Origin of the sequence: Streptomyces solitudinis (assembly GCF_036323765.1) — a bacterium.
In the GTDB taxonomy this organism is placed as follows: Bacteria; Actinomycetota; Actinomycetes; order Streptomycetales; family Streptomycetaceae; genus Streptomyces.
The window spans coordinates 396,345-421,613 of the sequence record NZ_JAZDCW010000003.1 but is presented as its reverse complement, the minus strand read 5'-3'; the positions used below and the strand labels follow the sequence as shown (position 1 = coordinate 421,613).

Genomic DNA, 25,269 nt, shown 5'->3' with positions numbered 1-25,269 from the left:
CCCCGGTGCCACCGGGCCGCGCGGCGGGCGGCCCGGTGGCACCGGGGCGGGCGGCTCACGCGAAGGGGTCGAACTCCTCGTACTCCCGCAGCGAGGTGTCGCCGCGCTCCGCCTCACGGTCGCGGCGGCGCTGGGCGGCCGGACGCTCCTCGTCCATGCGGTGGTCCTCGCCGCGCCGGCCGAGCATCTCGGCGCCCGCCATGACGGTGGGCTCCCAGTCGAAGACGACGGCGTTGTCCTCGTCGCCGATGGCCACGCCGTCGCCCTCCCGGGCCCCGGCCTTGAGCAGTTCCTGCTCGACGCCGAGCCGGTTGAGCCGGTCGGCGAGGTACCCGACGGCCTCGTCGTTGTTGAAGTCCGTCTGGCGCACCCACCGCTCGGGCTTCTCGCCGCGCACCCGGAACAGGCCCTCGTCCTCGCGGGTGACGGTGAAGCCCGCGTCGTCCACGGCCTGCGGCCGGATGACGATGCGGGTGGCCTCCTCCTTCGGCCGGGCCGCCCGCGCCTCGCCGACGATGCCGGCCAGGGCGAAGGACAGCTCCTTGAGGCCCTGGCGGCTGAGCGCCGAGACCTCGAAGACGCGGTAGCCGCGCTCCTCCAGGTCGGGCCGCACCATGTCGGCCAGCTCCTGGCCGTCGGGGATGTCGACCTTGTTGAGCACCACGATGCGCGGCCGGTCCGCCAGGCCGCGCCCGTACTGGTCCAGCTCGCGCTCGATGACCTCCAGGTCGGAGGCCGGGTCCCGGTCGGACTCCAGCGTGGCGGTGTCCAGGACGTGGACCAGGACCGCGCAGCGCTCGACGTGCCGCAGGAACTCCAGGCCCAGGCCCTTGCCCTCGCTGGCGCCCGGGATGAGCCCGGGGACGTCGGCGACGGTGTACACGGTGGAGCCGGCCGTCACGACGCCGAGGTTGGGCACCAGGGTGGTGAACGGATAGTCGGCGATCTTGGGCTTGGCGGCCGAGAGGACCGAGATCAGCGAGGACTTGCCGGCCGACGGGTAGCCCACCAGGGCCACGTCGGCGACCGTCTTCAGCTCCAGCACGATGTCCCGGCTCTCGCCGGGCTCGCCGAGCAGCGCGAAGCCGGGCGCCTTGCGCCGCGCCGAGGCGAGCGCCGCGTTCCCCAGGCCGCCGCGGCCGCCCTGGCCCGCGACGAAGCTCGTGCCGTGGCCCACCAGGTCGGCCAGCACGTCGCCGCGCTTGTCCAGCACCACGGTGCCGTCGGGGACGGGCAGCACCAGGTCCTCGCCGTTCGCCCCCATGCGCAGCCCCCCGGCGCCGGGCTTGCCGTTGGTGGCCTTGCGGTGCGGCGAGTGGTGGTACTCCAGCAGCGTCGTCACGCTCTGGTCCACGACGAGGACGACGTCGCCGCCACGGCCGCCGTTGCCGCCGTCGGGCCCGCCGAGCGGCTTGAACTTCTCCCGGTGCACGGAGGCGCAGCCGTGGCCTCCGTTACCCGCGGCGACGTGCAGCTCGACGCGGTCCACGAAGGTGGTCATGACGGATGCCTCCCGGCAGATCGGATGTCTCTTCGGTGCTAACAAGCCGAGGGCGGCACCGCTTCCCCGCGCGTGGCGCGAGTGAGGCGGTCCGCCCTCGGCTCGGTGGTGCGTCGTACCGGTTGGCCGTTACTCGGCGACCGGCACGATGTTGACGACCTTGCGGCCGCGGGCCGTGCCGAACTGCACGGCACCGGCGGACAGCGCGAACAGCGTGTCGTCGCCGCCGCGACCGACCCCGAGGCCGGGGTGGAAGTGGGTGCCGCGCTGGCGGATGAGGATCTCACCGGCGCTGACGACCTGGCCGCCGAAGCGCTTCACGCCGAGCCGCTTGGCGTTGGAGTCGCGCCCGTTCCGGGTGGACGATGCGCCCTTCTTGTGTGCCATCTGTTCTCAGTCCCTTACTTCGCCGGGGCGTCGATGCCGGTGATCTTCAGCGCGGTGTGGAGCTGGCGGTGACCGATGCGCTTCTTGTAACCGGTCTTGTTCTTGTACTTCTGGATGTCGATCTTGACACCCTTGTGGTGGTCCACGACCTCGGCCTGGACCTTCGCGCCGGCCAGCACCCAGGGGTCGCTGGTGACGGCCTCGCCGTCGACCACGAGCACCACCGAGAGCTCGACGCTGTCGCCGACCTTGCTGGTGGACATGCGGTCAACCTCGATGACGTCGCCGACGGCGACCTTCTGCTGCCGGCCGCCGGTGCGCACGATCGCGTACACGCGGATCTCTCTTTCACTCGTGGTCGGAAGCCCCTGATGCCAGCCGCCGTCCGCGGGACGCCCTGCGGCGTCCACGGTGACCCGGATGGGAGCGAGCGGCCTCTCCCCGCGGCCGGGGACCGGCCGGGTGGGAGGGATGTGCTCAGGGGCACGGCGCGTACAGTGACACGCCGACGGTCAAGGTTACGGGGCCCTGACCAGGGGGTCAAACCGGGCTGCGGACCCGGGCGCCGGAGCACCCGGGTCCGCAGCCGCCGGCTCAGTCCTCCGCCGGTTCGGAGACCGTCGGGGCCGACGCCTGCTCGGCCGCCGCCGCCCTGCTGGCGGCGGTCTTCCTGGCGGTGGCCTTCTTCGCCGGGGCCTTCTTGGCCGCCGTCTTCTTGGCCGCCGTCTTCTTCGCCGCCCGCTTGGCCGGGGCCTTCTTCGCGGGCTGCTCACCGGCAGCCGCCTCCCCGGCGGACTCCCCGGCCGGTTCAGCGGCGGGCTCGGCGGCCTTCGTGGCAGCCGTCTTCTTCGCCGCGGCCTTCCGGGCCGGTGCCTTCTTGGCGGTGGCCTTCTTCGCCGGGGCCTTCTTGGCCGCCGTCTTCTTCGCCGCCCGCTTGGCCGGGGCCTTCTTCGCGGGCTGCTCACCGGCAGCCGCCTCCCCGGCGGACTCCCCGGCCGGTTCGGCGGCGGGCTCGGCGGCCGGTTCGGCGGCGGGCAGGACGATCGCCGCGGCGGCCTCGTCGGCCTCCGACGGGGGCGCGGACGCGGTCCGCGTGGCCCGGCGGCGCGGACGGGCGGGAGCCGCCTCCGGCTCGGCCGGAGCCGCGACGGGCTCCGGTCCGGCCTGCGGCTCCGGCTGCTCCGCCGGTCCACCGGCGGGAACGACCGTCACCGCCGCCTGCTCGTCGGCCTCCGCCGCCTTGGGGGCACCGGCGGGCACCGAGACCTTCCGGCTGGCCCGGCGACGCCGCGCCGGGGCCGCGGGCGGCTCCTCGACGGGCTCGGCGGGCTCGGGCGCGGTCTCGGCGGGCGCGGGCTCCGGCACCGGCTCGGCGGCGGGCACGACGGTGACCGCCGCCTCCTCCGCGGCCCTCGGCGCACCGGCGGGCACGGAGACCTTCCGGCTGCCCCGGCGCCGCGTACGGCTCCTCGGCGCCTCCGGCCCGGCGGGCGCCTCCGGTTCCGCGGACACCTCCGGCTCGGCAGCCGTCACCGGCTCCGCGGGCGTCACCGGCTCCTCCGCCACCACCGGTCCGGCGGAGGCGGCGGAGGCGGCGGAGGCGGTCTCGGCGGGTGCGGTCTCAGCGGGGGCCGCCTCGGCCACCGCCTCCGCCGCCCCGGCGTCCGCTGACTCCGGCGCCGTCACCGGGGCACTGGCCCGGCGGCTGGCCCGGCGGCGTCCCCGGCGGCCGTACCGCGACGCGGCCTCCTCGGCCTCGGCGACGCTGCTGTACAGCTCCTCGTCCGGCACGAACGGCGGCTCCGGCAGCGCCACCGGCTCCGTCTCGGCGGCCTCCGGCTCCACCTCGGCGGGCGCCTCCGGCGCGGCCGGGGCCTGCGCCTCGGCCCGGGGCGCGGCGGCCGGGGCCTCGTCGGCCTGTGCCTGACCGCCCTTGCCCTTCTTCTTGCCGCGCTTGCCGCCACCGGCCGCGGCGTGCGCCTGCTCCATGTGGACGAGCAGCCCGCGCCCGTTGCAGTGCACGCAGGGCTCGGAGAACGACTCCAGCAGCCCCTGGCCGACCCGCTTGCGGGTCATCTGCACCAGGCCCAGCGAGGTCACCTCGGCGACCTGGTGCTTGGTGCGGTCCCGGCCCAGGCACTCCAGCAGCCTGCGCAGCACCAGATCGCGGTTGGACTCCAGGACCATGTCGATGAAGTCGATCACGATGATGCCGCCGAGGTCGCGCAGCCGGAGCTGGCGCACGATCTCCTCGGCCGCCTCCAGGTTGTTCCTGGTGACCGTCTCCTCCAGGTTGCCGCCCTGGCCGGTGAACTTGCCGGTGTTGACGTCGACGACGATCATCGCCTCGGTCCGGTCGATCACCAGGGAACCGCCACTGGGCAGCCAGACCTTGCGGTCCAGCGCCTTCATGAGCTGCTCGTCGATCCGGTAGGTGGCGAAGACGTCCACCTCGGACGTCCACTTCTGGAGCCGGTCGGACAGGTCGGGGGCCACGTGCGTGACGTAGCTGTGGATCGTCTCCCACGCCTCGCCGCCGCTGACGACGACCTTGGTGAAGTCCTCGTTGAAGATGTCACGCACGACACGGACGGTCATGTCCGGCTCACCGTAGAGCAGCGTGGGCGCGTTCCCCTTCTGCGCCTTGCGCTGGATCTCCTCCCACTGCGCCTGGAGCCGCTTCACGTCACGCGCCAGCTCCTCCTCGCTCGCGCCCTCGGCGGCGGTGCGCACGATCACGCCCGCGTTCTCGGGGACGACCTTCTTGAGGATCTGCTTCAGCCGCGCCCGCTCGGTGTCGGGCAGCTTGCGGCTGATACCGGTCATCGACCCCTCGGGCACGTAGACCAGGTAGCGGCCCGGCAGGGAGACCTGGCTGGTGAGCCGGGCCCCCTTGTGGCCCATCGGGTCCTTGGTGACCTGCACCAGGACCGGCTGCCCCGACTTCAGGGCGCTCTCGATCCGGCGGGGGCCGCCGGAGTGGCCCAGCGCCTCGAAGTTGACCTCACCGGCGTACAGGACCGCGTTGCGGCCCTTGCCGATGTCCACGAAGGCGGCCTCCATCGACGGCAGCACGTTCTGGACCTTGCCCAGGTAGACGTTGCCGACGTACGAGGTGGCCTGCTCCTTGTTCACGAAGTGCTCGACGAGGACGTCGTCCTCCAGCACCGCGATCTGCGTCCGCTCACCGCTCTGCCGGACGATCATCTCGCGCTTGACCGCCTCGCGGCGGGCCAGGAACTCGGCCTCGGTGATGATCGGCACCCGGCGGCGGCCCTGCTCGCGGCCCTCGCGGCGGCGCTGCTTCTTGGCCTCCAGGCGGGTCGAGCCCTTGATGGCCTGCACCCCGTCGCCCTCGGCGGCGTCACCGGAACCGTCCCGCTTCTTGCGCGGCTCGCGGACCTTGACGACCGTGCGCTCCGGGTCGTCCCCGGTGCTCTCGCCCGTGCCGCCCGCGCCACCCGGCTCGTCCCCACCGCGCCGGCGGCGGCGCCGGCGGCGGCGCGAACTGCTGGTGGAAGCCGAGCCGCCGTCCTCACCGCCCTCGTCCTCGGCGGCCTCGTCGGCGCCCCGGGACGCGTCCTCGTCCTCGTCGGCGGCCTCGTCGCGGCCCTCACCCCGGACATCGGTGTCCTGCTGCTCGCCGTCGTCGCCCGCGTCGCCGCGCCTGCGGCGGCGGCCGCCCCGGCGCCTGCGGCGGGTCGGACGCTCGCCGCCGTCCTCGGAGTCCTCCGGGGACGCGCCGTCGCTCTCCTCGCCGTCCGCGTCGGCGGCCGGTTCAGCGGCCGGTTCGGCGGGGGCACCGGTGTCGGCCGCCTCGGCGGTCCGGCGGCGCCGACGGCGGGCGGGACGCTCCTCGGCGACGGGCGCCTCGGGCTCCGCCTCGGCGTCCTCCTCCGTCTCCTCCTCGGCACCCCGCACCCCGGCTGCGGCAGCCGCCGCGGCGGTCTGCGGCGTCTGGAACATGGGCTCGGTGAACACCGGGGCCCGGAAGGTCAGCGGCGGCGGCGTCAGCGTGGGCGTCGCGGGCTCCTCGGCCACGGGCTCCGGGTCCTCGGCCACGGGCCTGGCGGCCCTCGGCCTACCGGACCTCGTGGCCTTCCGGGCCTTCGGCCGGTCCGCCGGCGGCTCGTCGGCCTGCCCGGCGTCCGCCGCCGTCCCGTCACCTCCGGCGTCGGCGCTCACGGCCTCACCCGCAGACGCGGCCTTCCCGTCCTGCGCGGACTTGCCGTCCTGCGCCGCGGGCTCCGCCTCCGGGCCGTCCCCGGCGGCGGCCTTCCGGGACCTGCGGGTACGCCGGGCGGGGGCCGCCGGAGCGAGCTCCGGCCCGGCCGCGGCGGCCTCGGGCCCGGCCGCCCCGGCGGCGGGCTCCGCCCCGGCGGCGGCCGGTGCCGTGCTCGGCGCGGCGGTCTTGCGGGTGGCCCGGCGACGGGTGCGCGCGGGCTTCGCGGGCTCCTCGGCGGCGGGCTCCGCAGCGGCGGACGGAGCCGACGCGGGCTCCGGAGCGGACGCCGCCTCCGCGTCCGACGTGGCGGGCGCCGGGGCCGGGGCGTCGGCGGTGGCCGGGACGTCTGCGGCGGCCGGGACGTCTGCGGCGGCCGGCGGACCCGCGGGGCGGGTCGCGGCACGGCGGCGCCTGCGCGGCGGCAGGCTGCCGCCGGGGCTGCTTTCCTCGGTGCTGTCCGCCGGAGCGGAACCTGTGGGATCGGTAGGTCCGAGCATGCGGGCGTTTCTCCCGTCACGCTCCCGGAAGCGGGGCCCGCGACCGCCGCGGCCCGCGGCATCGAAACGGTGTCGCGGTCCGGGGCGCGGGCGCCGCACGGGAGCTGTTGTCTGTACTCGCCGGTTCCTGCCAGTCGGCCGGCTACGGCGAAAGTCTGTCGGTGGGTGCGCCGGCCGTACGGCGGTACCCGGGTGGCTCCCTGGTGCCAGGCACGTCGGCGGCGCCGCGACGCCGGCCCTAAGCGGTCGGTCCGTGCGCCGTCGCGGCGGGGGTTGCGTCGCGGTCGGGCGCCAGCGGATCGGTCACCGTGCCGTTCTCCTCGTCAAGCGGCCCCTGCGCCAGCCTGGTCACCCCTGGGGGGACCGGCGGCGCCAGGCCGGCCGCTGCGCGGAGACCGGTCAGGACGTCGTCGGGTCGTACGGCAGGTGTCAGGTGCCGCACTACCAGCCGCAGTATCGCACAGGGACCGGCCCCCGGCCTATCGGACCCGGCGTCCGCAGCTGCGGGAACGGTCCGCAGCGACGCGACGGCGGCCCGGGCGTCGAAGGTCCGCAACCCCTTTTTGGTCTGCCGCTGCACCTCGACGGCCGGCGCGTCGAGGAACGCCCGCACGGCCCGCTCGGCCTCGGCGGGCTCCACGCCGTCCAGCCGCAGCTCCCAGGCGGAGGCCGTCAGCCGCTCGGCGAACCCGGTGGTGCGGGCCTCCACGGCCTCGACGACGTCCAGGCCCGGGGGCAGGGAGGTGTCCAGCAGCTCCCGCAGCACGACCGGGTCGCGCGGGGCGGTGAGCGCGATCTCCAGGTACTCCGCCTCGCTGGCCGTCCCGGTGGGCGCCGCTCCCGCGTAGGAGACCTTCGGGTGCGGCGTGAACCCGGCCGAGTACGCCATGGGCACCTCGGCGCGGCGCAGCGCGCGCTCGAAGGCGCGCTGGAAGTCGCGGTGGCTGGTGAACCTCAGGCGGCCGCGCTTGGCGTAGCGCAGTCGGATGCGCTGCACGGCGGGCGCCGGCGGCGGGCCTTCGGGCTGTCGCTTCCCCAGGGTCCTTCTCCTTGCTGGTCGCGTCCGCGCCCGGCGGGGCGCGGCGCGGGTGGAACACGGGTGTCCTGCCGCAAGCCTAGTGCGGCCGGTGCGGGTCCTGACGCGGCCGGGTGGGAACCCAGTACCGCAGCTTCTCGGCCCGCCGGTCCTCGAAGACGCCCCCGCACGCCTCGATCACCTTGCGCGAGGGGGTGTTGTCGTGGTCGCAGGTGACCAGGACGGGGTCGATGCCGAGCCCGGCGGCGTGCGGCAGGGCCGCGCGCAGCATGGCGGTGGCGTGCCCGCGCCGCCGGGCCGTGGGCCGGACGTCGTAGCCGATGTGGCCGCCCCACTCCAGCAGCCGCTGCGTGAGCCGGTGCCGGATGGCGACGCGGCCCAGGTAGACGTCACCGTCGACCCACCACAGCGTGGTGCAGGGCACGTGCCCCGCGGGCCGGGACGCCCCGGGGTCGGCGTCGGCCCGCACCCGTCCGACGTACGCGGCGAACGCGTCCGGCGCGCTCCAGCGCGCGCCGTGGACGCGGATGTCGCTGCCGACCATGGACAGGTCCTCCGGCCGTCCGCGCCCCTCCGCCGCGAACTCGCGCATGGCGGCGACGAAGGAGGCGTGCACGTCCGTGGTGGGCGGCAGGAGCTGGGGCACGGCCGGCTACTTCACGACCGTCAGCGGCAACAGCTTCTTGCCCGTCGGGCCGACCTGGATCGCGGTGTCCATCGCGGGACACACGCCGCAGTCGAAGCACGGGGTCCAGCGGCAGTCCTCGACCTCCGTCTCGTCCAGGGCGTCCTGCCAGTCCTCCCACAGCCAGTCCTTGTCCAGCCCGGAGTCGAGGTGGTCCCAGGGCAGGACCTCCTCGTAGGTGCGCTCGCGGGTGGTGTACCAGTCGACGTCCACGCCGTGCGCGGGCAGCGTCCGCGCGGCGCACTCCATCCACAGGTCGTAGCTGAAGTACTCGCGCCAGCCGTCGAAGCGGCCGCCGGCCTCGTACACCGCGCGGATGACGTCACCGGTGCGGCGGTCGCCCCGGGAGAGCAGGCCCTCGACGATGCCGGGCTTCCCGTCGTGGTAGCGGAAGCCGATGGAGCGGCCGTACTTCTTGTCGCCGCGGATGCGGTCGCGCAGCTTCTCCAGCCGGGCGTCGGTCTCCTCGGCGGAGAGCTGCGGCGCCCACTGGAACGGGGTGTGCGGCTTGGGCACGAACCCGCCGATGGAGACGGTGCAGCGGATGTCGTTGGACCGGGAGACCTCGCGCCCCTTGGCGATGACGCGGGTGGCCATGTCCGCGATCTGGAGGACGTCCTCGTCGGTCTCGGTGGGCAGGCCGCACATGAAGTACAGCTTCACCTGCCGCCAGCCGTTGCCGTAGGCGGTGGCGACGGTGCGGATGAGGTCCTCTTCGGAGACCATCTTGTTGATGACCTTGCGGATGCGCTCGCTGCCGCCCTCGGGGGCGAAGGTCAGTCCGGAGCGGCGGCCGTTGCGGGTCAGCTCGTTGGCCAGGTCGATGTTGAAGGCGTCCACCCGGGTGGAGGGCAGCGACAGGCCGATCTTGTCCTCCGTGTAGCGGTCGGCCAGGCCCTTGGCGACCTCGCCGATCTCACTGTGGTCGGCGGAGGACAGCGACAGCAGTCCGACCTCCTCGAAGCCGGTGTTCTTCAGGCCCTTCTCGACCATGTCGCCGATGCCGGTGATGGAGCGCTCGCGCACCGGCCGGGTGATCATGCCCGCCTGGCAGAAGCGGCAGCCCCGGGTGCAGCCGCGGAAGATCTCCACGGACATCCGCTCGTGCACCGTCTCGGCGAGCGGCACCAGCGGCTGCTTGGGGTAGGGCCACTCGTCCAGGTCCATGACGGTGTGCTTGGCCACCCGCCACGGGACGCCCGAGCGGTTGGGGACGACGCGGGCGATGCGGCCGTCGGGCAGGTACTCGACGTCGTAGAAGCGCGGCACGTAGACGCCGCCCGTCTTCGCCAGGCGCAGCAGCACCTCGTCGCGCCCGCCGGGGCGGCCCTCGCGCTTCCAGGCGCGGACGATCTCGGTCATCTCCAGCACGGCCTGCTCGCCGTCGCCGATGACGGCGCAGTCGACGAAGTCCGCGATGGGCTCCGGGTTGAACGCGGCGTGGCCGCCGGCCACCACGATCGGGTGGTCCTCGGTGCGCTCGGCGGCCTCCAGCGGAACGCCGGCGAGGTCGAGCGCGGTGAGCATGTTGGTGTAGCCCAGCTCGGTGGAGAAGGAGACGCCGAAGAGGTCGAAGGCGCCGACGGGGCGGTGGGCGTCCACGGTGAACTGCGGGACGCCGTGCTCGCGCATCAGCTCCTCCAGGTCCGGCCAGACGCTGTAGGTGCGCTCGGCGAGCACGCCCTCGCGCTCGTTGAGCACCTCGTAGAGGATCATGACGCCCTGGTTGGGCAGTCCGACCTCGTAGGCGTCCGGGTACATCAGCGCCCAGCGGACGTCGGCCGCGTCCCAGTCCTTGACGGTGGAGTTCAGCTCACCGCCGACGTACTGGATCGGCTTCTGGACGTGCGGGAGGAGGGCCTCCAGGCGCGGGAAGACCGACTCGACAGGCATGGGTGGTGTCCTCGGATGCGGGGGTGTGTGCTGGCTCGACGGCTTCGTCGTGGGCCGTGACCCTCCAGCCTAACCCGTCCGGCGCAGCCGTCCCGCCAGTGCCAGCCCGGTGCCCGGCCCGCCCGCGCCGGGGGCCGCCTTCGCGGTCAGGGGGCGCTGCACGGCGATGGACTGGAGCAGGCCGATGGCGATCCAGCAGGCGAACATGGCGGTGCCGCCGTAGGAGACGAACGGCAGCGGCAGCCCGGCGACGGGCATGATCCCCAGGGACATGCCGATGTTCTCGAAGGACTGGAAGGCGAACCAGGCGATGACGCCGGCGGCGATGACCGTGCTGTAGAGGTCGGTGGCCTCCATGGCGATGCGGCACGCGCGCCACAGCACGAAGCCGAGCAGCAGCAGGATGAAGGCGCCGCCGACGAAGCCCAGCTCCTCTCCCGCCACGGTGAAGATGAAGTCCGTCTGCTGCTCGGGGACGAACTGGCCCGTGGTCTGGGAGCCCTCGAACAGGCCGGTGCCGAACAGTCCGCCGGAGCCGATGGCGATGCGGGCCTGGTTGGTGTTGTAGCCGACGCCGGAGGGGTCGAGGGCGGGGTTGGCGAAGGCGGCGAAGCGGTTGATCTGGTATTCGTCCAGCAGCCCCAGCAGCCAGACGGCGACGGCGCCGGCGGCGCCGACGGTCACCAGGCCGATCACCCAGCGGTTGGAGGCGCCGGAGGCCAGCAGCACCCCGAGGACGGTCACGGTGATGACCATGACCTGTCCGAGGTCGCCGACGACGGCCAGCGGCAGGGCGGCGAGGGCGAGCGCCTGGAAGACGGTGCGGTGGTCGGGGTGCTCGCGGTCGCCGGCGTCCACCTTCGCGGCGAGGACGACGGCCATGCCGAGGATGACGGTGACCTTCACGAACTCCGAGGGCTGGATCTGCAGGCCGGGCGCGAGGTTCAGCCAGGCCCGCTCGCCGTTGATGGTGGCGCCCAGCGGGGTGTAGACGAGGGCGACCAGGACCACGGACAGGACGTAGAGCACCGGCATGAGGGAGCGCATCCTGCGGTGTCCGAGCCAGACGACGCCCACGGCGAGCGCGATGCCGATGCCGGTGTTGAGCACGTGTTTGAACAGGAACTGGTTCGGGTCGCCGCCGGTCAGCTCGGTCCGGTTGCGGGTGGCCGACCAGACGAGCAGCGAGCCGAGGGCGCACAGGGTGAGCGAGGCGAGCAGCAGCGGCCAGTCCAGCCGCCGGGCCAGCGAGCCGGGGGCGGCCAGGCGGGCCCACAGGCTCTTGGGCGGGCCGATGCCGCTGGTGTCGAAGGAGTGGATGCTCATCAGCTGAACTCCGCGTCCCGCCAGGTCTTCACCAGTGCGGCCTTGGTGCGCTGGGCCTCGATGGTGCCGTCGGCGTTGATCTTCGGCAGGTCCTTCTGCGGCTCGGGCAGCAGTGCCGTGGCGCGGTCGATGGAGCCGTCCTCCTGGACGCCGTAGAGCGCGTCGTAGATGTTGCGGACGGCCGGGCCCGAGGCGCCGGAGCCGGTGCCGGCCTGCGAGATGGTCATGACGATGGTGTAGTCGTCGGTGTAGGTGGCCAGCCAGGAGGTGGTCTGCTTGCCGTAGACCTGGGCGGTGCCGGTCTTGGCGTGCATGGGGATCTCCTGGTGCGGCCAGGTGGTGAACCGCCAGGAGGCGGTGCCGCCGGTGGCGACGCCGCGCAGGGCCTGGTCGAGCTGACGGACCGTCTGCTTGGAGGCGGGGAGCCTGCCGTGCGCGGTGGGCTCGATCTCCTTGATGTCGCTGCCGTCGGGGCTGATCACGGCTTTGCCGACGGTGGGCTCGTAGAGCGTGCCGCCGTTGCTGATGGCCGCGTAGGCGGTGGCCATCTGGATCGGGGTGACGAGGGTGTCGCCCTGGCCGATGGCGTAGATGATGCTGTCACCGGCGCGCAGTTTCATGCCTTCGAGGCAGTTCTCCCGGGCCAGTTTGGCGACGTACTTCTCGGCGGCGTCGGCGTCGTCGGCCACGTCGGCCTCGGCCTGCTTGCACCAGCTGTCCTTGTTGGCTTCCCAGTAGTCCCGCTTCCACTGGCGGTCGGGGATGCGGCCGGGGACCTCGTTGGGCAGGTCGATGCCGGTCGTGCTGCCCAGCCCGAAGCCCTTGGCGGCCTGGTAGAGGTGCTCGTTGGCCTCGCCCTTCTCCGGGTCGAGTCCGCCGTCCTTGCGCCATTCCTGGTGGCCGAGTGCGTAGAAGACGGTGTTGCAGGAGACTTCGAGGGCCTTGCCGAGCGAGATGGGTCCGTAGCCGGTGGATTCGAAGTTCTTGAAGGTGTGGCTGCCCAGGCTGTAGGAGCTGGAGCAGTTGTAGCTGCCGTCGAAGGGGTAGCCGGCGTTGACGGCTCCGGCGCTGGAGACGACCTTGAAGATGGAGCCGGGCGCGGACTGTCCCTGGATGGCGCGGTTGAGCAGCGGGTAGTTGGAGTCCTTGCCCGTCAGGGCGGCGTACTCCTTGGCGCCGATGCCGCCCACCCAGGCGTTCGGGTCGTAGTCGGGCAGGGAGGCCATGGCGACGATGCGGCCGGTTCTGGACTCCATGACGACCGCGGCTCCGGCGTCCGCTTCGTACGGCCGCCCGGTGACCGGGTCCATCTCGGTGCGGGCGGTCTTCATCGCGAGGTCGAGCTGTTTCTCGGTGATGGCCTGGACCCGGGAGTCGATGCTGGTGACGAGGGACGCCCCGGCCACGGGTTCGTCGCTGTCGGCCATGCCGAGGACGCGGCCGAGCTTGTCGACCTCGTAGCGCAGCACGCCCGCGTCGCCGCGCAGGGCGCTGTCGTAGGAGCGCTCGACGCCGTTGCGGCCGATCTGGTCGGAGCGCAGCAGCGGCGAGCCGGTGTCCTTGGCCTCCTCCACTTCGGCGTCCGTGACCGGTGAGAGGTAGCCGAGCACCTGGGCGGTGCCGGAGCCGTACGGGCCGGGGTAGCGGCGTACGGCGGTGGGTTCGGCGGTGATGCCGGGGAAGTCCTCGCCGCGTTCGCGGATGGTGAGGGCCTGCTGCGTGGTGGCTTCGTCGGTGATGGGGATCGGCTGGTAGGGGGAGCCGTTCCAGCAGGGCTGCGGGGTCTCGTTGTTGCACAGCCGCACCTTGTGGGCGACCTCTTCCTCGGTCATGCCGAGGACGTCGGCGACCCGGTCGAGGACGGCCTCGCCGTCGTCGTCCATCTTCAGCAGCTCGGTGCGGCTGGCGGAGACGACGAGCCGGGTCTCGTTGTCGGCGATGGGCACGCCGCGCGCGTCGTAGATGGTGCCGCGCGGCGCGGGCTGCACGACCTGCTGGACGTGGTTGCCCGCGGCTTCCTTCTCGTACTCCTCGCCGTTGCGGATCTGGAGGTACCACAGCCGCCCGCCGAGGGTCAGCAGCAGCGAGAAGACGAGGATCTGGATGGCGATGAGGCGGATCGTCACGCGCGGGGTGCGCCCGGTCTCCGGGATGTTGCTCACGAGGCCCCTCCCCTCATAGTCCTGGTGCAGTCGTCACAGCCGCTTGACTCCCTTGATGCGTCCGGCTCTGGCCCGTGCCGAGCGGCTCAGCAGTCCGCCGCCGCCGGCGGACGTCCAGCCCTTGCGCGACGCCCACCGGCCCTGTGACCAGCGGACGGCGCCGGCTCGTTTCCCCGTGCCGCCCCTGGCCAGCGGGGAGCCGGCGCGGGGGGCGCCCGCGCCGAGCGGGCCGTAGGGTTTCTCGCCGCCGCCCGCCGTGGAGCCGCCCCCGGCCGCCTCGGTGACGGGGTCGGGGTCGGCGCGGCGGGCCAGTGCCATGAGGAGCGGCACCGTGAAGGGGGCGAGCAGGAGGTCGTAGAGGGCGGCGGTGAGCAGCAGGGAGGTGAGTCCGACGTGCCGGGCGGCGGTGTCGCCGACGAGTGCGCCGACGCCCGCGTACAGCAGGGTGGAGCCGAGGGCGGCGCCCGCGACGACGAGGAGCGGCACGGTGGCGCTGCGGTGCCGTCCGGTCTCCGGCCGGGTCAGTCCGGCGACGTAGCCGATGAGGCACAGCACGAGGGCGTACCGGCCCACCGCGTGGTCGGCGGGCGGCGCGAGGTCGGCGAGCAGTCCGGCGCCGAAGCCGATGACGGCTCCGCTGGTGTGGCCGTAGACGAGGGCGAGGGCCAGGACGGTGAGCAGCAGCAGGTCGGGGGTGGCGCCGGGGAGCTGGAGCCGGGCGAGGACGGTGACCTGCACGACGAGGGCGACGACCACCAGGGTGGTGGACAGCAGAATCCGGTTGAAGCGCATCGGTCAGTCCGTTCCTTGGTCGCCCGGGTCGGCTTCTCCGGCCACTTCCTGCGTGTCGCGTCCCAGGGCTCCGGGGGCGGTGGTGTCCGGCGCGGGGCCGTTCTGGCCGCCCTGTCCTTCGAGGCCGTCGCCACCGGCTCCCTGGCCGGGGAGGGGTTCGCCGTCGGGGCCGACGGTGACGGTGACCGTCGGGGTCGGTTCCGGTTTCACCGGGTCGGGCAGCACCGTGTCGCGCGGGTCCTCGCGCGGCGGCTGGACGACGACGCCGACGATGTCGAGGCGGCTGAAGCCGACGTACGGCTCGACGCGGACGGTGCGGGTCAGGTCGCCGGACGCGGGCGGCACCTCGGTGACCTCGCCGACGGGCACGCCGGGTACGAAGGGCCGGTCGTTGCTCGATCCGAAGGTGACCAGCCGGTCGCCCTTCTCGACCTTGGCCTTGGCGTTGAGCAGCTGCACGGTCAGCCAGCTGTCGCCCCGTCCGGTGGCGAAGCCCAGTTCGTTGCTGCCCTCCATCCGGGTGCCGACGGTGAAGTCGGGGTCGGTGGCCAGCAGCACGGTCGAGGTGGCCGGGCCCACCGTCGTCACCCGTCCGACGAGGCCGTCGCCGTTGAGCACGGTCATGTCCGGTGTGATGCCGTCCCGCTCGCCGACGTCGATGGTGATCGTCCAGGAGAAGCCCTGGGCGGCGCCGATGGCGACGACCTGCGCGCCCTTGACGCCGTACTGCCCGGCTGCGGCCGTCCGCAGCAGCGTGTTCAGTTCCGCGACGCGGGAGGTGCGGCGGGCGTCGGAGCCGAGCCGCTGTTTCAGCTCGGCGTTCTCGCGTTCCAGGGCGCTGATGCGGTCGTGGCGGTCCCCGGACTCGCGGACGGCCGTTATGGCGTTGCCCACCGGGTCCACCGCCCCGGCGACGGCCGTCTCCACCGGCCCGAACACGGAGGCGGCGCCCTGCCTGGCGTTGTCCAGCGGCGAGCGCTCACCGCTGCGGAGGTCCACCGTGATCAGCGCGAACGCACTGGCCACCAGCAGGACGAGCAGGAGCCGGCTTTCTCGGGAGTCCCTCACGTTCGACGGCCGTGCCTTCCTCTGTCAGAACCGTGTGTCCCTACGGACTTCAGTTGTACCGGTCGTGCGGCCGGCCCGCCCGGCGCCGGACGGGTGTTTCCGTACCCGGCGCGGCGGGGGTCAGCGGCGCGGCTGGGAGTCGAGGACCTGCTGGAGCGCGTCGAACTCCTCGACGCACTTGCCGGAGCCGAGGGCCACGGAGTCCAGCGGGTCCTCGGCGATGTGGATGGGCATGCCCGTCTCCTGGCGCAGCCGCTCGTCCAGGCCGCGCAGCAGGGCGCCGCCGCCGGTGAGGACGATGCCGCGGTCCATGATGTCGCCGGACAGCTCCGGCGGGCACTTGTCCAGCGTGGTCTTGACGGCGTCCACGATGGAGTTGACCGGCTCCTCGATGGACTTGCGGACCTCGGCGGCCGAGATGACGACCGTCTTGGGCAGTCCGCTGACCAGGTCGCGGCCGCGGATCTCGGTGTGCTCGTCCTGTTCCAGGTCGTACGCCGAGCCGATGGTGATCTTGATGGACTCGGCCGACCGCTCGCCGAGGAGGAGGCTGTACTCCTTCTTGACGTGCTGGATGATCGCGTTGTCCAGTTCGTCACCCGCGACGCGGATGGACTGGGCGGTGACGATGCCACCGAGCGAGATGACGGCGACCTCGGTGGTGCCGCCGCCGATGTCCACGACCATGTTTCCGGTGGCCTCGTGCACCGGGAGTCCGGAGCCGATCGCGGCGGCCATCGGCTCCTCGATGATGTGCACCTGCCGGGCGCCGGCCTGGGTGGACGCCTCGATGACGGCGCGGCGCTCGACGCCGGTGATGCCGGAGGGCACGCAGACCACCACGCGCGGCCGGGCCAGGTAGCGGCGCCGGTGCACCTTCAGGATGAAGTAGCGCAGCATGCGCTCGGTGATCTCGAAGTCGGCGATGACGCCGTCCTTCAGGGGACGGACGGCGACGATGTTCCCGGGCGTGCGCCCGATCATCTTCTTCGCCTCGGCGCCGACGGCGAGAATTCCGCCGGTGTTGGTGTTGATCGCCACGACGGACGGTTCGTTGAGGACAATTCCGCGCCCTCTGACATACACCAGCGTATTGGCGGTCCCGAGGTCGATCGCCATGTCACGGCCGATGAACGACATGTTGTTCGCCATGAGGATACGTCTGGCCTTCCAGCAGGAACGGTGAGGAGCAAGAGGGCAGGAAGCGCTGCGGAACGCGGGAGGAGTTCCGGAAGTCACCATCGTAGTCGCGCCGCGGCGGGCGCGGACTGCGGGTTCCTCCGCCATTGTGGGCGCAACGGGGACCGGTCCCACTCCTGGGACGACGCGTACGGGTGAATCGTTCCCTCGAATGGCGGCCCGTTCGCCGGAGTACCGGACGAACGGGCCGACGTGGCGCGGTGCGCCGCCACCGGGCCGCGTGACGCGGGGTCAGAACACCGGGGTGGCGCCCGCGGACTCAGCCGCGGCCGGGAAAGAAGAGCGCGAGCTCGCGTTCGGCGGATTCCACCGAATCCGAGGCGTGCACGAGGTTCTCCCGCACGATGGTGCCGAAATCCCCCCGGATGGAGCCGGGAGGGGCGGCGATGGGGTCAGTCGGGCCCGCCAGGGCGCGCACGCCCTCGATGACCCGCTCGCCCTCCACGACCAGCACCACGGAGGGGCCCGAGGTCATGAACTCCAGCAGCGGCGCGTAGAACGGGCGTCCCTCGTGCTCGGCGTAGTGCTGCTCCAGCGTCGCCCGGTCCAGCGTGCGCAGCTCCAGCGCGGTGATCGTCCAGCCCGCCTTGGCCTCGATGCGGCTGATGATCTCGCCGGTCAGTCCACGGCGGACCGCGTCGGGCTTGAGGAGGACGAGGGTGCGCTGGCTCATGGGGCGGCTCCTTGCGGCCGGACGGGATGACGCGCCCGAGGCTACAGCCCCCGCTCCCGGGGCCCGCGCCCAGGGCACCGGGGGCTTCCCCCGGCCGGCGGAGCGGCCGCGGCGCGCGGGCGGTGACGGCCGCGGACGGGGCCACCCGGGCCCCGGGGGACGGCTACGGGTTCCCGGCGGCGTACCGGGCCTTCGCGGCGTCGATCTTCCGGCCGAAGTGCAGCGACGCCCACCACAGCGCGGCGAACGCCGCGCCGAGGAAGAACATCACCGGCACCACGAAGCCGCTGACGACCAGCGCGGCCTGGAGCACCCAGCCCAGCTGCACCGCGCCGGGGCGGGACAGCATGCCGCACAGCAGCAGGCACAGGGCCATGGCGACGCCCGAGACGAGCCACACCGTCCCGGCCGAGTGGTCCGTGAGCCGCATGGCGACGAGCCCGGCGAAGCCGATGACGAGGAACTCCCCGATCAGCGTCGAGGCGCACAGCGTCCGCATCAGCGGTCCCTCCCGAGCAGCAGACGGGCCTCACCGACGGTGACGACCGAACCGGTGACCAGGACGCCCGCGCCCGCGTACTCGTGCTCCTCCTCGGCGAGGGTGATGGCGGCCTCCAGGGCGTCGTCCAGGCGCGGTTCGACCTGGACCCGCTCCTCGCCGAACACCTCGACGGCCAGCGCGGCGAGCGCGTCCACGTCCATGCTCCGGGGCGTCGAGTTGCGGGTGACCACCACCTCGGCGAGCACCGGTTCCAGCGCTTCGAGCAGGCCCCGCACGTCCTTGTCGCGGCTCGGCCCGACGACGCCGACCAGCCGGCTGAACCCGAACGCCTCCGAGACGGCCTCCGCCGTGGCCCGCGCGCCCGCCGGGTTGTGGGCGGCGTCCAGCAGCACGGAGGGGCTGCTGCGGACGAGTTCCAGGCGTCCCGGCGAGGTGACGGAGGCGAAGGCGGTGCGCACGGTCTCGGCGTCCAGCGTCCGCCCGCTGTCCGCGCCCACGCCGAAGAACGCCTCCACGGCGGCGAGCGCGACGGCCGCGTTGTGCGCCATGTGCGCGCCGTGCAGCGGCAGGAAGAGGTCCGGGTACTCGCCGCCGAGCCCGCGCAGCGTCAGCAGCTGTCCGCCGACGGCCACCTCGCGGCTCACCACGCCGAACTCCAGGCCCTCGCGGGCGACGGTCGCGCCCGCCTCGGCCGCCCGGCGCAGCAGGACGGAGGCGGCCTCCACCGGCTGCTGGGCCATCACGACGGTCGCGCCGGGCTTGATGATGCCCGCCTTCTCCCCGGCGATCTCCCCGGGCGTGGTGCCGAGCCGGTCGGTGTGGTCCAGCGCGATCGGGGTGACCACGGCGACCTGCGCGTCGATGACGTTCGTCGCGTCCCAGCCGCCGCCGAGGCCGACCTCGACGACGGCCACCTCCACCGGCGCGTCCGCGAACGCCGCGTAGGCCATGCCGGTCAGCGCCTCGAAGAAGGAGAGCCGGTGCTCCTGCGCGGAGTCCACCAGGCCGAAGAACGGCTTGGTGTCCTCGTAGGTGCGCACGAACGCCTCGGGGGGCAGCGGCGCGCCGTCCACGCTGATCCGTTCGGTCATCGACTGCACGTGCGGGCTGCTGTAGCGGCCGGTGCGCAGCTCGAAGGCGCGCAGCAGCGCGTCGATCATGCGGGCGCAGCTCGTCTTGCCGTTGGTCCCGGTGATGTGGACCGACTGGTACGCCCGCTGCGGTTCGCCGAGCACGTCCATGAGCGCGCGGATGCGGTCGAGCGACGGTTCGAGCCGGGTCTCCGGCCAGCGGTCCAGCAGCTCGTTCTCCACCTCGCGCAGCGCCCGGTCCGTCTCGGGGTCGGCCGGGCGGGCGGGCACGTCGTCCCCGCTCAGCGGTCCGGCCTGGGTGCGCAGCGTGCGGCTGCCGGCCTCGATGACGGCCAGGTCCGGGTCGCGCTGGGTCGCCTCACCCACGATCTCCTCGAAGGGGTCGTCCTCGGACGGGCCGGTGGCGTGGTCGTCGGGGCCGGTGCCTGGGGTGCTGGGGGTGTCGCTCACGCACGCCAGTCTACGGACGCCGGGCGCGGCGCCGCGGGCGCCGACCCGGCGCCGCCGGGCCGTCGCGCGCGTGCCACACTCGTGCCCATGCGCGTCTACCTCGGCTCCGATCACGCCGGTTACGAACTGAAGAACCACCTGGTGGAGTGGCTCAGGGCCCACGGCCACGAGCCCGTCGACTGCGGCCCGCACCTCTACGACGCCGCCGACGACTACCCCCCGTTCTGCCTGCGCGCCGCCGAGCGCACCGCCGCCGACCCGGGCGCGCTGGGTGTCGTCGTGGGCGGTTCCGGCAACGGCGAGCAGATCGCCGCGAACAAGGTGGCGGGCGTGCGCGCCGTGCTGGCCTGGAGCGAGCAGACGGCCGCGCTGGGCCGGGAGCACAACGACGCGAACGTCGTCAGCGTCGGCGCCCGGATGCACACGCAGGAGGAGGCCACCCGCTTCGTGGAGGTCTTCCTGTCGACCCCGTTCACCGGTGACGAGCGCCACCAGCGCCGCATCGACCAGCTCACCGGCTACGAGCGCACCGGCGAGCTGCCCCCCGTCCCCGCGCACCACCCGCAGCAGGACTGAACCCGGGCGCGGGGCACGGGGCTCAGAGGCGAGCGGACACGAACGGCGGAGGGGCATGCCCGAGGGGCACACGATCCACCGGCTCGCCGCGGACTACCGCGACCGGTTCGCCGGCCGCCGCGTCCGCGCGCGCAGCCCGCAGGGCACCTTCGCGGCCGGGGCGGCCCGGCTGGACGGACAGGAGCTGCGGGAGGCCGACGCCGTCGGCAAGCACCTCTTCCTCGGGTTCGGGCCGGGCACCGGCTGGGTGCACGTGCACCTGGGCCTGTTCGGGAAGGTGTTCTTCGGCGTGCCGGACGACGACGGCGGCCCGGCGCCCGTCGCCACCGTGCGGCTGCGGCTGTCCACCGGTTCGGACTTCGCGGACCTGCGCGGCCCCACCCGGTGCGCGCTGGTCACCGAGCCCGAGAAGGCGGCCGTCGCCGCCCGGCTCGGTCCCGACCCGCTGCGTCCCGGCGCCGACCCGGACCGCGCCTGGGCACGCGTCTCCCGCAGCCGCACGCCGATCGCCACGCTGCTGCTGGACCAGAAGGTGGTGGCGGGCGTCGGGAACGTCTACCGGGCCGAGGTGCTGTTCCGGCACGGCATCGACCCCCTGCTGCCGGGCCGCGAGCTGACCGCGCGGCAGTGGCGCGCGGTGTGGGACGACCTGGCCGCCCTCATGGCCGAGGGCGTGCGGCTCGGCCGCATCGACACCGTACGGCCCGAGCACACGCCCGAGGCGATGGGCCGCCCGCCGCGCGTGGACGACCACGGCGGCGAGGTGTACGTCTACCGGCGGGCGGAGCGGCCGTGCCACGTCTGCGCCGCCCCGGTGCGGCGGGCCGAGCTGGCGGGCCGCAACCTCTTCTGGTGCCCCGGCTGCCAGAAGCCGTGACCTCCCGGCGGCCGGGACGCCCCGGCGGCGGCTGCGTCCCCGTGGCCGCGGCTCCCCGGCGCCGGGGAAGCCGGACGGCCGGGGAGCCCGCGCGGGTTTCAGAAGCTGTGCGGCACCCAGGGGGCGAGGTCGGAACCGAACGCGGCGGACGCGGCGGCCAGCGCCCCCGGACGCAGCTCGCGCACCCGGCCGGCCCCGGCCAGCGCCGACAGCCGGACGCCGCCGAGGTAGGCGCCGCCCAGCTCCCGCACCGTCAGCGCCAGGTCGGCCGGGGCGCCGGTGCGCTCGCACACGGCGCCCGCGCCGTCACCGGCGAGCCGCCAGCGCCCGGTGTTCCACGGGCAGAACGCGTCGGTGACGTCCAGCACGACGTCCACGGGCGCGGCGTACGTCCGCGCCGCGAGCGCCGCGCCGACCTCGACCGGGCGCAGGTAGAGCTGGTCCTTCAGCCGCGTTGCGCACCGGCGCGGATCGGAGACGAGGTGCAGCCAGGGGTCGTCGACCGGACGGCCGCCGGTCTCGATCTGGGAGGTCAGGTCGATGCCCGCCAGGAACCGCCACAGCGCGGCGCCGGCGCCCGGGTCCAGCGCGTCCAGGTCCCGCAGGCCGACCGTGCCGTGCGGGCCCGCCTCGTCCCACTGCGGGGTGACCGAGTAGCGGGCGTAGCCGACCAGTTCGCCGTCCCGTTCGGCCAGCACGCAGAACAGCGGCGAGGCGCCCTTGCGGTCGCCCGGCGGGTCGGCGATGCGGTCCCGCGCCCACTCGTCCGACGCCCTGGCGATCATGCCGGGACGGCCGGGGACGAGCCGGGCGTACAGCGCCTCGCACCGCTGGAGCGACTCCGCGGGGTCCGCCCAGCGCAGCCGGACGCCGTCGGCCTCCGGCGGTACCGCGAGGCGCACCCGGGCGGTGTCGATGGTGGCCTTGACCTGCTGCGTGGCCATGCCGTAGCCGAACCGCCCGTAGATGGGCGGCTCCGAGGCCAGCAGCACGGCCAGCGGCTCCCCGGCCGCGCGCACGTCGTCGAGCTGACGGCGCATCATGCCGGTGAGGACGCCCTGGCGGCGGTGGGTGGCGGCGACGCTCACCACGCTGAGCCCCCCGGCGGGCACGGCGGCGCCGCCGGGAACGGTGAGGCGGAAGGAGAACGTCGCGGTGGTGCCGACGATGTCGGGGCCGTCGACGGTGGCCAGCGCCCGTTCGAACTCGATCAGGCGGCGCCAGCGGGCCTCCTCCTCCGGCTCCTCCGGCACGCCTCCGAAGGCCCGGATGATGGTGCCGTACCAGGACTCCCAGTCCTCGGGGCGCAGCGTACGCAGCTCAGTCGTCATACCGCATGCCTATCAAGGACGGCCGAACGCGACATCCGATTTTCGAACTGGAATACTTCGGACTGAGGTCGGGAATCGACGCAGGCCGGGCGCCACGGATAGGGTCCCGAGCCATGGCACGTCGCACCGGCTCGGCCGGATGGACGGCCCGGCTGCACCGTAGCCGCAAGGCGTGGCACCGGGCCCGGCTGAGCGTGCGCCGGTCCGGGGTGGACGCCTTCCGCGGCCACGGTTCGGACTGGGTGACGTTCGGCGCGCTTCTGCTCGCCGTCCTCCTGTTCTCGTGGGGCACGCTGGTCCAGCCGCTGTGGGTGGCCCCGGAGGCACTGGTGCTTCCGGTCATCGCGGGCGGCCTGCTGCTGCGCCCGGTGAGCCTGCTGACCCTGTACGCCGCCTCGGCGCTGGCCCTCATCGTGGAGTCCGTCGCGCTGGGCCCCTACACCACGGGCGCCGGACGCGTCACGCCCGGCACGGTGCTGGTGGTGGCCGTCGCGGGCCTGGCCGGTCTGCTCATCGCCCAGTTCCGGATGCGGGTCGGCGTGCCGTGGACGCGGGGCGGCACCATGCTGTTCGACCTGCGGGAACGGTTGCGCATGCAGAGCCGCCTGCCACCGCTGCCGCGGGGCTGGCACCGGGAGATGTCGCTGCGGCCGGCCGGCGGCCAGTCGTTCTCCGGGGACTTCGTCGTGGCCGCCCGCACCGGAGCGGCCCGGCGCACCCTGGAGGTCGTCCTCACGGACGTCTCCGGCAAGGGCATGGACGCCGCCTCCCGCGCGCTGCTGCTGTCCGGCGCGTTCGGCGGGCTGCTGGGCTCCCTGCCGCCCCCGGACTTCCTGCCCGCCGCCAACGCCTACCTGCTGCGCCAGGAGTGGCCGGAGGGCTTCGCCACCTCCGTCCACCTGGTACTGGACCTGGACACCGGCGACTACGAGCTGATGTCGGCCGGGCACCTGCCCGCGATGCACTTCTCGGCCGGCGCGGGCACCTGGGAGGCGCAGGAGGCCGAGGGGCCGCTGCTCGGCGTCCTGGAGGGTGCGGAGTTCCACCCCGTCAAGGGGCGGCTGCGCCGCGGCGACGTGCTCATGCTCTTCACCGACGGCCTGGTGGAGACAGCGGACCGGGAGCTGGCGGACGGCATCGACCGGCTCACCGGCACCGCCGAGACCTACGTCGCCACCGGGTTCCGCGGAGCCGCCTGGCACCTGATCGAGCAGGTGGCCCGCGACGTCAACGACGACCGGGCCCTGCTCCTCATCTGCCGCGAGTGAGCCGCGCGGACGGCGGCGGCCCGCCGTTCAGTCGCGCCGGCCGGCGGGCTCCCGGCGGAACGCCCAGGTGAGCCGCGGCTCCATCAGGGGGCGGAACAGCCGCCGCACGGGCGGGCTGCACAACGCCGACATGCCCGCGACGGTGACCACCGTGACCACGACGGGCCCCAGCGGCGTCGCCATCCACGACAGGGAGTACACCTCCAGGTCGCGGGCGAGCAGCACCGGGTAGACGTGCAGCAGGTAGGCGGCGATCGTGCCGGCGCCCAGCGCGGTGAACCAGGTCCGCCGGCGCGGCACCCAGGCGTACAGGCAGACGGTGAGCACCAGCGCGCAGCCGAACGTCGCCAGCGACATCACCACGCCGTACCAGGCCGGCGCACCGAGGTCCGCGGCGCTGTTGTCCCGGTAGAACCAGCCCAGTTCCACGCGCGGCACCGCGAGGTAGGCGGCCACCAGGCACGCGGGCGCCACGACCAGCGCCGCGACGCGCACCGCCCGGTGCCGCACCAGCTCGAAGTGCTCGGGCCGCAGCTGGAGGCCGAGCACGAAGAACGGCAGGAACTGGAGGACCCGCATCAGGTTGAAGTTCGGCCCGATGCCCTCGGCGACGACCGCCGACGCGGCGATGACGAGCGCCACCGGCAGCGGCCACCGCAGCGCCTTCCACACCGGGGTGGTGATGCGCCAGATGAACAGGGCGGCCAGGAACCACAGCGCGTACCCGGGGATCAGCAGCGTGAACGGGCGGCTCAGGTCGCCGTTCAGCCACCCCATGAACAGGTTGTAGATGACCTCGAAGACGAGGTAGGGCACGGCGACCCCGGTGACCAGGCGCCTGATCTGGGCGGGCCGGGCCTCGAAGCTCCGGGAGAAGTAGCCCGACATGATGACGAACGCGGGCATGTGGAAGGCGTAGATGAAGAAGTACACCGCCTCCACCGGGCGGCTGCCCTGGCTCAGCGGGCCGATCGCGTGCCCCAGCCCGACCAGCACGATCGCCAGGTACTTCGCGTTGTCGAAGAACGGGTCCCGGTGCTTCTCCCGGCCGCGCGGCGCCGCCGCCTCACCCGCGGGCGGGGACGGCGCGGCGTCGGGGGCGGGATCGGACGGCTGGAGGGGACCGGGGGGCGCGGACGCCCGGTCGGTGCCGGCGGAAAACATCTTCAGGACGATAGCCGCGAACTTGCGAAGACGTAAGCAACGGCCCTCGCGTTGCCTGCCGTCCCCGACCTTTTTCACCCGCTCCCGCGCGCCACGCGGCGCCCCCACGCGACACCGCACGCCCCGCGGCCGGGTGCGGGGCGCCGCGCCGGAACGCCACGCGCCCAAAGCGTCCCGTTCGACGCGCCCTGGCCCTGCCGTCACCCGATCGGTGGCACGATGGGGAGCCGTGGCGGACCGCGGCGCTCGCGTGGTCCCCTCGCCCGTGACAAGGCGTTGCGACCGAAGGTGGGATCAGTGTGGCCATTTCGCTGTCCGTGGTGCTGTTGCTCGTGATCATCCTCGTGGTGATGATCAGGAGCGGTTCCATCAAGACCGGCCCGGCGATCGTGGCCATACTCCTCGGCTTCTTCCTCGCCTCCAGCGGCATGGCGCCGACCATCCAGAACTTCCTGGACTCGCTCGCCCAGTCGCTGAACGCGATCGACATCTAGCTCCGTGCGGCTCCGTACGCGGGCACGCCCGCGCGCGGAGCCGCACGGAACCTTTCGGGGACGCGCACGCC

20 protein-coding genes and 1 pseudogene are annotated in these 25,269 nt (G+C 73.7%); 4 read left to right on the top strand and 17 right to left on the bottom strand.

Annotated features, from left to right (window positions below; translation table 11 throughout):
• Positions 1-55 precede the first annotated feature (55 nt).
• From obgE to folC, 15 genes and pseudogenes are all read right to left on the bottom strand, one after another.
• Positions 56-1,501: a GTPase ObgE gene (obgE, locus tag V1J52_RS09355; RefSeq protein WP_330139182.1), complete on the bottom strand. Its 1,446-nt coding sequence runs from the start codon at positions 1,499-1,501 to the stop codon at positions 56-58.
• A 129-nt stretch (positions 1,502-1,630) separates the two neighbouring features.
• Complete coding sequence (gene rpmA / locus V1J52_RS09350; RefSeq protein WP_330139181.1) at positions 1,631-1,888, bottom strand: 50S ribosomal protein L27; 258 nt, start codon at positions 1,886-1,888, stop codon at positions 1,631-1,633.
• Positions 1,889-1,902: 14 nt separating this feature from the next.
• Positions 1,903-2,223 carry a 50S ribosomal protein L21 gene (rplU, locus tag V1J52_RS09345; RefSeq protein ID WP_330139180.1) on the bottom strand — a complete coding sequence of 107 codons (321 nt, stop codon included), beginning with the start codon at positions 2,221-2,223 and terminating at the stop codon, positions 1,903-1,905.
• A gap of 259 nt (positions 2,224-2,482) precedes the next feature.
• Positions 2,483-6,610, bottom strand: coding sequence for an Rne/Rng family ribonuclease (locus V1J52_RS09340; protein WP_330139179.1), 4,128 nt, complete (start codon positions 6,608-6,610; stop codon positions 2,483-2,485).
• A 238-nt stretch (positions 6,611-6,848) separates the two neighbouring features.
• Positions 6,849-7,607, bottom strand: coding sequence for a TIGR03936 family radical SAM-associated protein (locus V1J52_RS09335; protein WP_330139178.1), 759 nt, complete (start codon positions 7,605-7,607; stop codon positions 6,849-6,851).
• 118 nt (positions 7,608-7,725) lie between these two features.
• A complete protein-coding gene (locus V1J52_RS09330) occupies positions 7,726-8,292 on the bottom strand; it encodes a GNAT family N-acetyltransferase (RefSeq protein ID WP_443075761.1) in 567 nt (188 codons plus the stop codon).
• A 6-nt stretch (positions 8,293-8,298) separates the two neighbouring features.
• Positions 8,299-10,224 carry a TIGR03960 family B12-binding radical SAM protein gene (locus V1J52_RS09325; protein WP_330139177.1) on the bottom strand — a complete coding sequence of 642 codons (1,926 nt, stop codon included), beginning with the start codon at positions 10,222-10,224 and terminating at the stop codon, positions 8,299-8,301.
• Positions 10,225-10,365: 141 nt separating this feature from the next.
• A pseudogene (locus V1J52_RS09320) lies at positions 10,366-11,550 on the bottom strand (FtsW/RodA/SpoVE family cell cycle protein); the annotation flags it as partial.
• Positions 11,550-13,712: a penicillin-binding protein 2 gene (gene mrdA / locus V1J52_RS09315; protein WP_330139176.1), complete on the bottom strand. Its 2,163-nt coding sequence runs from the start codon at positions 13,710-13,712 to the stop codon at positions 11,550-11,552. The gene mrdA and the pseudogene V1J52_RS09320, both read right to left, overlap by 1 nt.
• A 33-nt stretch (positions 13,713-13,745) precedes the next feature.
• Positions 13,746-14,504, bottom strand: coding sequence for a rod shape-determining protein MreD (mreD, locus tag V1J52_RS09310; protein WP_330139175.1), 759 nt, complete (start codon positions 14,502-14,504; stop codon positions 13,746-13,748).
• Between the two features lie 3 nt (positions 14,505-14,507).
• On the bottom strand, positions 14,508-15,572 hold the full coding sequence (gene mreC / locus V1J52_RS09305) for a rod shape-determining protein MreC (protein ID WP_330139174.1): 1,065 nt from the start codon (positions 15,570-15,572) through the stop codon (positions 14,508-14,510).
• A gap of 120 nt (positions 15,573-15,692) precedes the next feature.
• Positions 15,693-16,712 (bottom strand): rod shape-determining protein, encoded by a 1,020-nt coding sequence (locus V1J52_RS09300; protein ID WP_330139558.1) that lies wholly within the window; start codon positions 16,710-16,712, stop codon positions 15,693-15,695.
• A 319-nt stretch (positions 16,713-17,031) separates the two neighbouring features.
• The gene (gene ndk / locus V1J52_RS09295) at positions 17,032-17,445 is read right to left on the bottom strand and encodes a nucleoside-diphosphate kinase (RefSeq protein WP_330139173.1); all 414 of its coding nucleotides are present in this window, start codon (positions 17,443-17,445) and stop codon (positions 17,032-17,034) included.
• A 163-nt stretch (positions 17,446-17,608) separates the two neighbouring features.
• A complete protein-coding gene (locus tag V1J52_RS09290) occupies positions 17,609-17,944 on the bottom strand; it encodes a DUF4233 domain-containing protein (RefSeq protein ID WP_330139172.1) in 336 nt (111 codons plus the stop codon).
• Positions 17,944-19,404: a bifunctional tetrahydrofolate synthase/dihydrofolate synthase gene (folC, locus tag V1J52_RS09285; protein WP_330139557.1), complete on the bottom strand. Its 1,461-nt coding sequence runs from the start codon at positions 19,402-19,404 to the stop codon at positions 17,944-17,946. The genes V1J52_RS09290 and folC overlap by 1 nt, the downstream gene beginning before the upstream one ends.
• A 171-nt stretch (positions 19,405-19,575) precedes the next feature.
• On the opposite strand from folC, the gene V1J52_RS09280 reads away from it, so the two are divergent.
• Together V1J52_RS09280 and V1J52_RS09275 are read left to right on the top strand one after the other, a co-directional pair.
• A complete protein-coding gene (locus V1J52_RS09280) occupies positions 19,576-20,064 on the top strand; it encodes a ribose-5-phosphate isomerase (protein WP_330139171.1) in 489 nt (162 codons plus the stop codon).
• A gap of 55 nt (positions 20,065-20,119) precedes the next feature.
• Complete coding sequence (locus V1J52_RS09275) at positions 20,120-20,941, top strand: Fpg/Nei family DNA glycosylase (protein ID WP_330139170.1); 822 nt, start codon at positions 20,120-20,122, stop codon at positions 20,939-20,941.
• Positions 20,942-21,039: 98 nt separating this feature from the next.
• Here V1J52_RS09275 and V1J52_RS09270 read toward each other — a convergent pair whose 3' ends face one another.
• Positions 21,040-22,272, bottom strand: a complete 1,233-nt coding sequence (locus tag V1J52_RS09270; protein ID WP_330139169.1) for a GNAT family N-acetyltransferase — start codon at positions 22,270-22,272, stop codon at positions 21,040-21,042.
• 113 nt (positions 22,273-22,385) lie between these two features.
• Between V1J52_RS09270 and V1J52_RS09265 the strand changes: the two genes are divergently transcribed.
• A complete protein-coding gene (locus tag V1J52_RS09265) occupies positions 22,386-23,540 on the top strand; it encodes a SpoIIE family protein phosphatase (RefSeq protein ID WP_330139168.1) in 1,155 nt (384 codons plus the stop codon).
• Positions 23,541-23,567: 27 nt separating this feature from the next.
• Here the strand turns inward: V1J52_RS09265 and V1J52_RS09260 are convergent, their stop codons facing one another.
• On the bottom strand, positions 23,568-24,704 hold the full coding sequence (locus V1J52_RS09260; protein ID WP_330139167.1) for an acyltransferase family protein: 1,137 nt from the start codon (positions 24,702-24,704) through the stop codon (positions 23,568-23,570).
• A gap of 299 nt (positions 24,705-25,003) precedes the next feature.
• Here V1J52_RS09260 and V1J52_RS09255 point away from each other — a divergent pair, with 299 nt between their 5' ends.
• Positions 25,004-25,198 carry a hypothetical protein gene (locus V1J52_RS09255; protein ID WP_330139166.1) on the top strand — a complete coding sequence of 65 codons (195 nt, stop codon included), beginning with the start codon at positions 25,004-25,006 and terminating at the stop codon, positions 25,196-25,198.
• Positions 25,199-25,269: the final 71 nt, after the last annotated feature.

Excerpts from the sequence above, each read along its gene's own strand:
- obgE (WP_330139182.1), bottom strand. The coding sequence starts at position 1,501 with ATGACCACCTTCGTGGACCGCGTCGAGCTGCACGTCGCCGCGGGTAAC.
- rpmA (WP_330139181.1), bottom strand. The coding sequence starts at position 1,888 with ATGGCACACAAGAAGGGCGCATCGTCCACCCGGAACGGGCGCGACTCC.
- V1J52_RS09340 (WP_330139179.1), bottom strand. The coding sequence starts at position 6,610 with ATGCTCGGACCTACCGATCCCACAGGTTCCGCTCCGGCGGACAGCACC.
- V1J52_RS09325 (WP_330139177.1), bottom strand. The coding sequence starts at position 10,224 with ATGCCTGTCGAGTCGGTCTTCCCGCGCCTGGAGGCCCTCCTCCCGCAC.
- mreD (WP_330139175.1), bottom strand. The coding sequence starts at position 14,504 with ATGCGCTTCAACCGGATTCTGCTGTCCACCACCCTGGTGGTCGTCGCC.
- V1J52_RS09300 (WP_330139558.1), bottom strand. The coding sequence starts at position 16,712 with ATGTCGTTCATCGGCCGTGACATGGCGATCGACCTCGGGACCGCCAAT.
- ndk (WP_330139173.1), bottom strand. The coding sequence starts at position 17,445 with ATGAGCCAGCGCACCCTCGTCCTCCTCAAGCCCGACGCGGTCCGCCGT.
- V1J52_RS09290 (WP_330139172.1), bottom strand. The coding sequence starts at position 17,944 with ATGCGGACGCTGTGCGCCTCGACGCTGATCGGGGAGTTCCTCGTCATC.
- V1J52_RS09280 (WP_330139171.1), top strand. The coding sequence starts at position 19,576 with ATGCGCGTCTACCTCGGCTCCGATCACGCCGGTTACGAACTGAAGAAC.
- V1J52_RS09275 (WP_330139170.1), top strand. The coding sequence starts at position 20,120 with ATGCCCGAGGGGCACACGATCCACCGGCTCGCCGCGGACTACCGCGAC.
- V1J52_RS09270 (WP_330139169.1), bottom strand. The coding sequence starts at position 22,272 with ATGACGACTGAGCTGCGTACGCTGCGCCCCGAGGACTGGGAGTCCTGG.
- V1J52_RS09265 (WP_330139168.1), top strand. The coding sequence starts at position 22,386 with ATGGCACGTCGCACCGGCTCGGCCGGATGGACGGCCCGGCTGCACCGT.
- V1J52_RS09260 (WP_330139167.1), bottom strand. The coding sequence starts at position 24,704 with ATGTTTTCCGCCGGCACCGACCGGGCGTCCGCGCCCCCCGGTCCCCTC.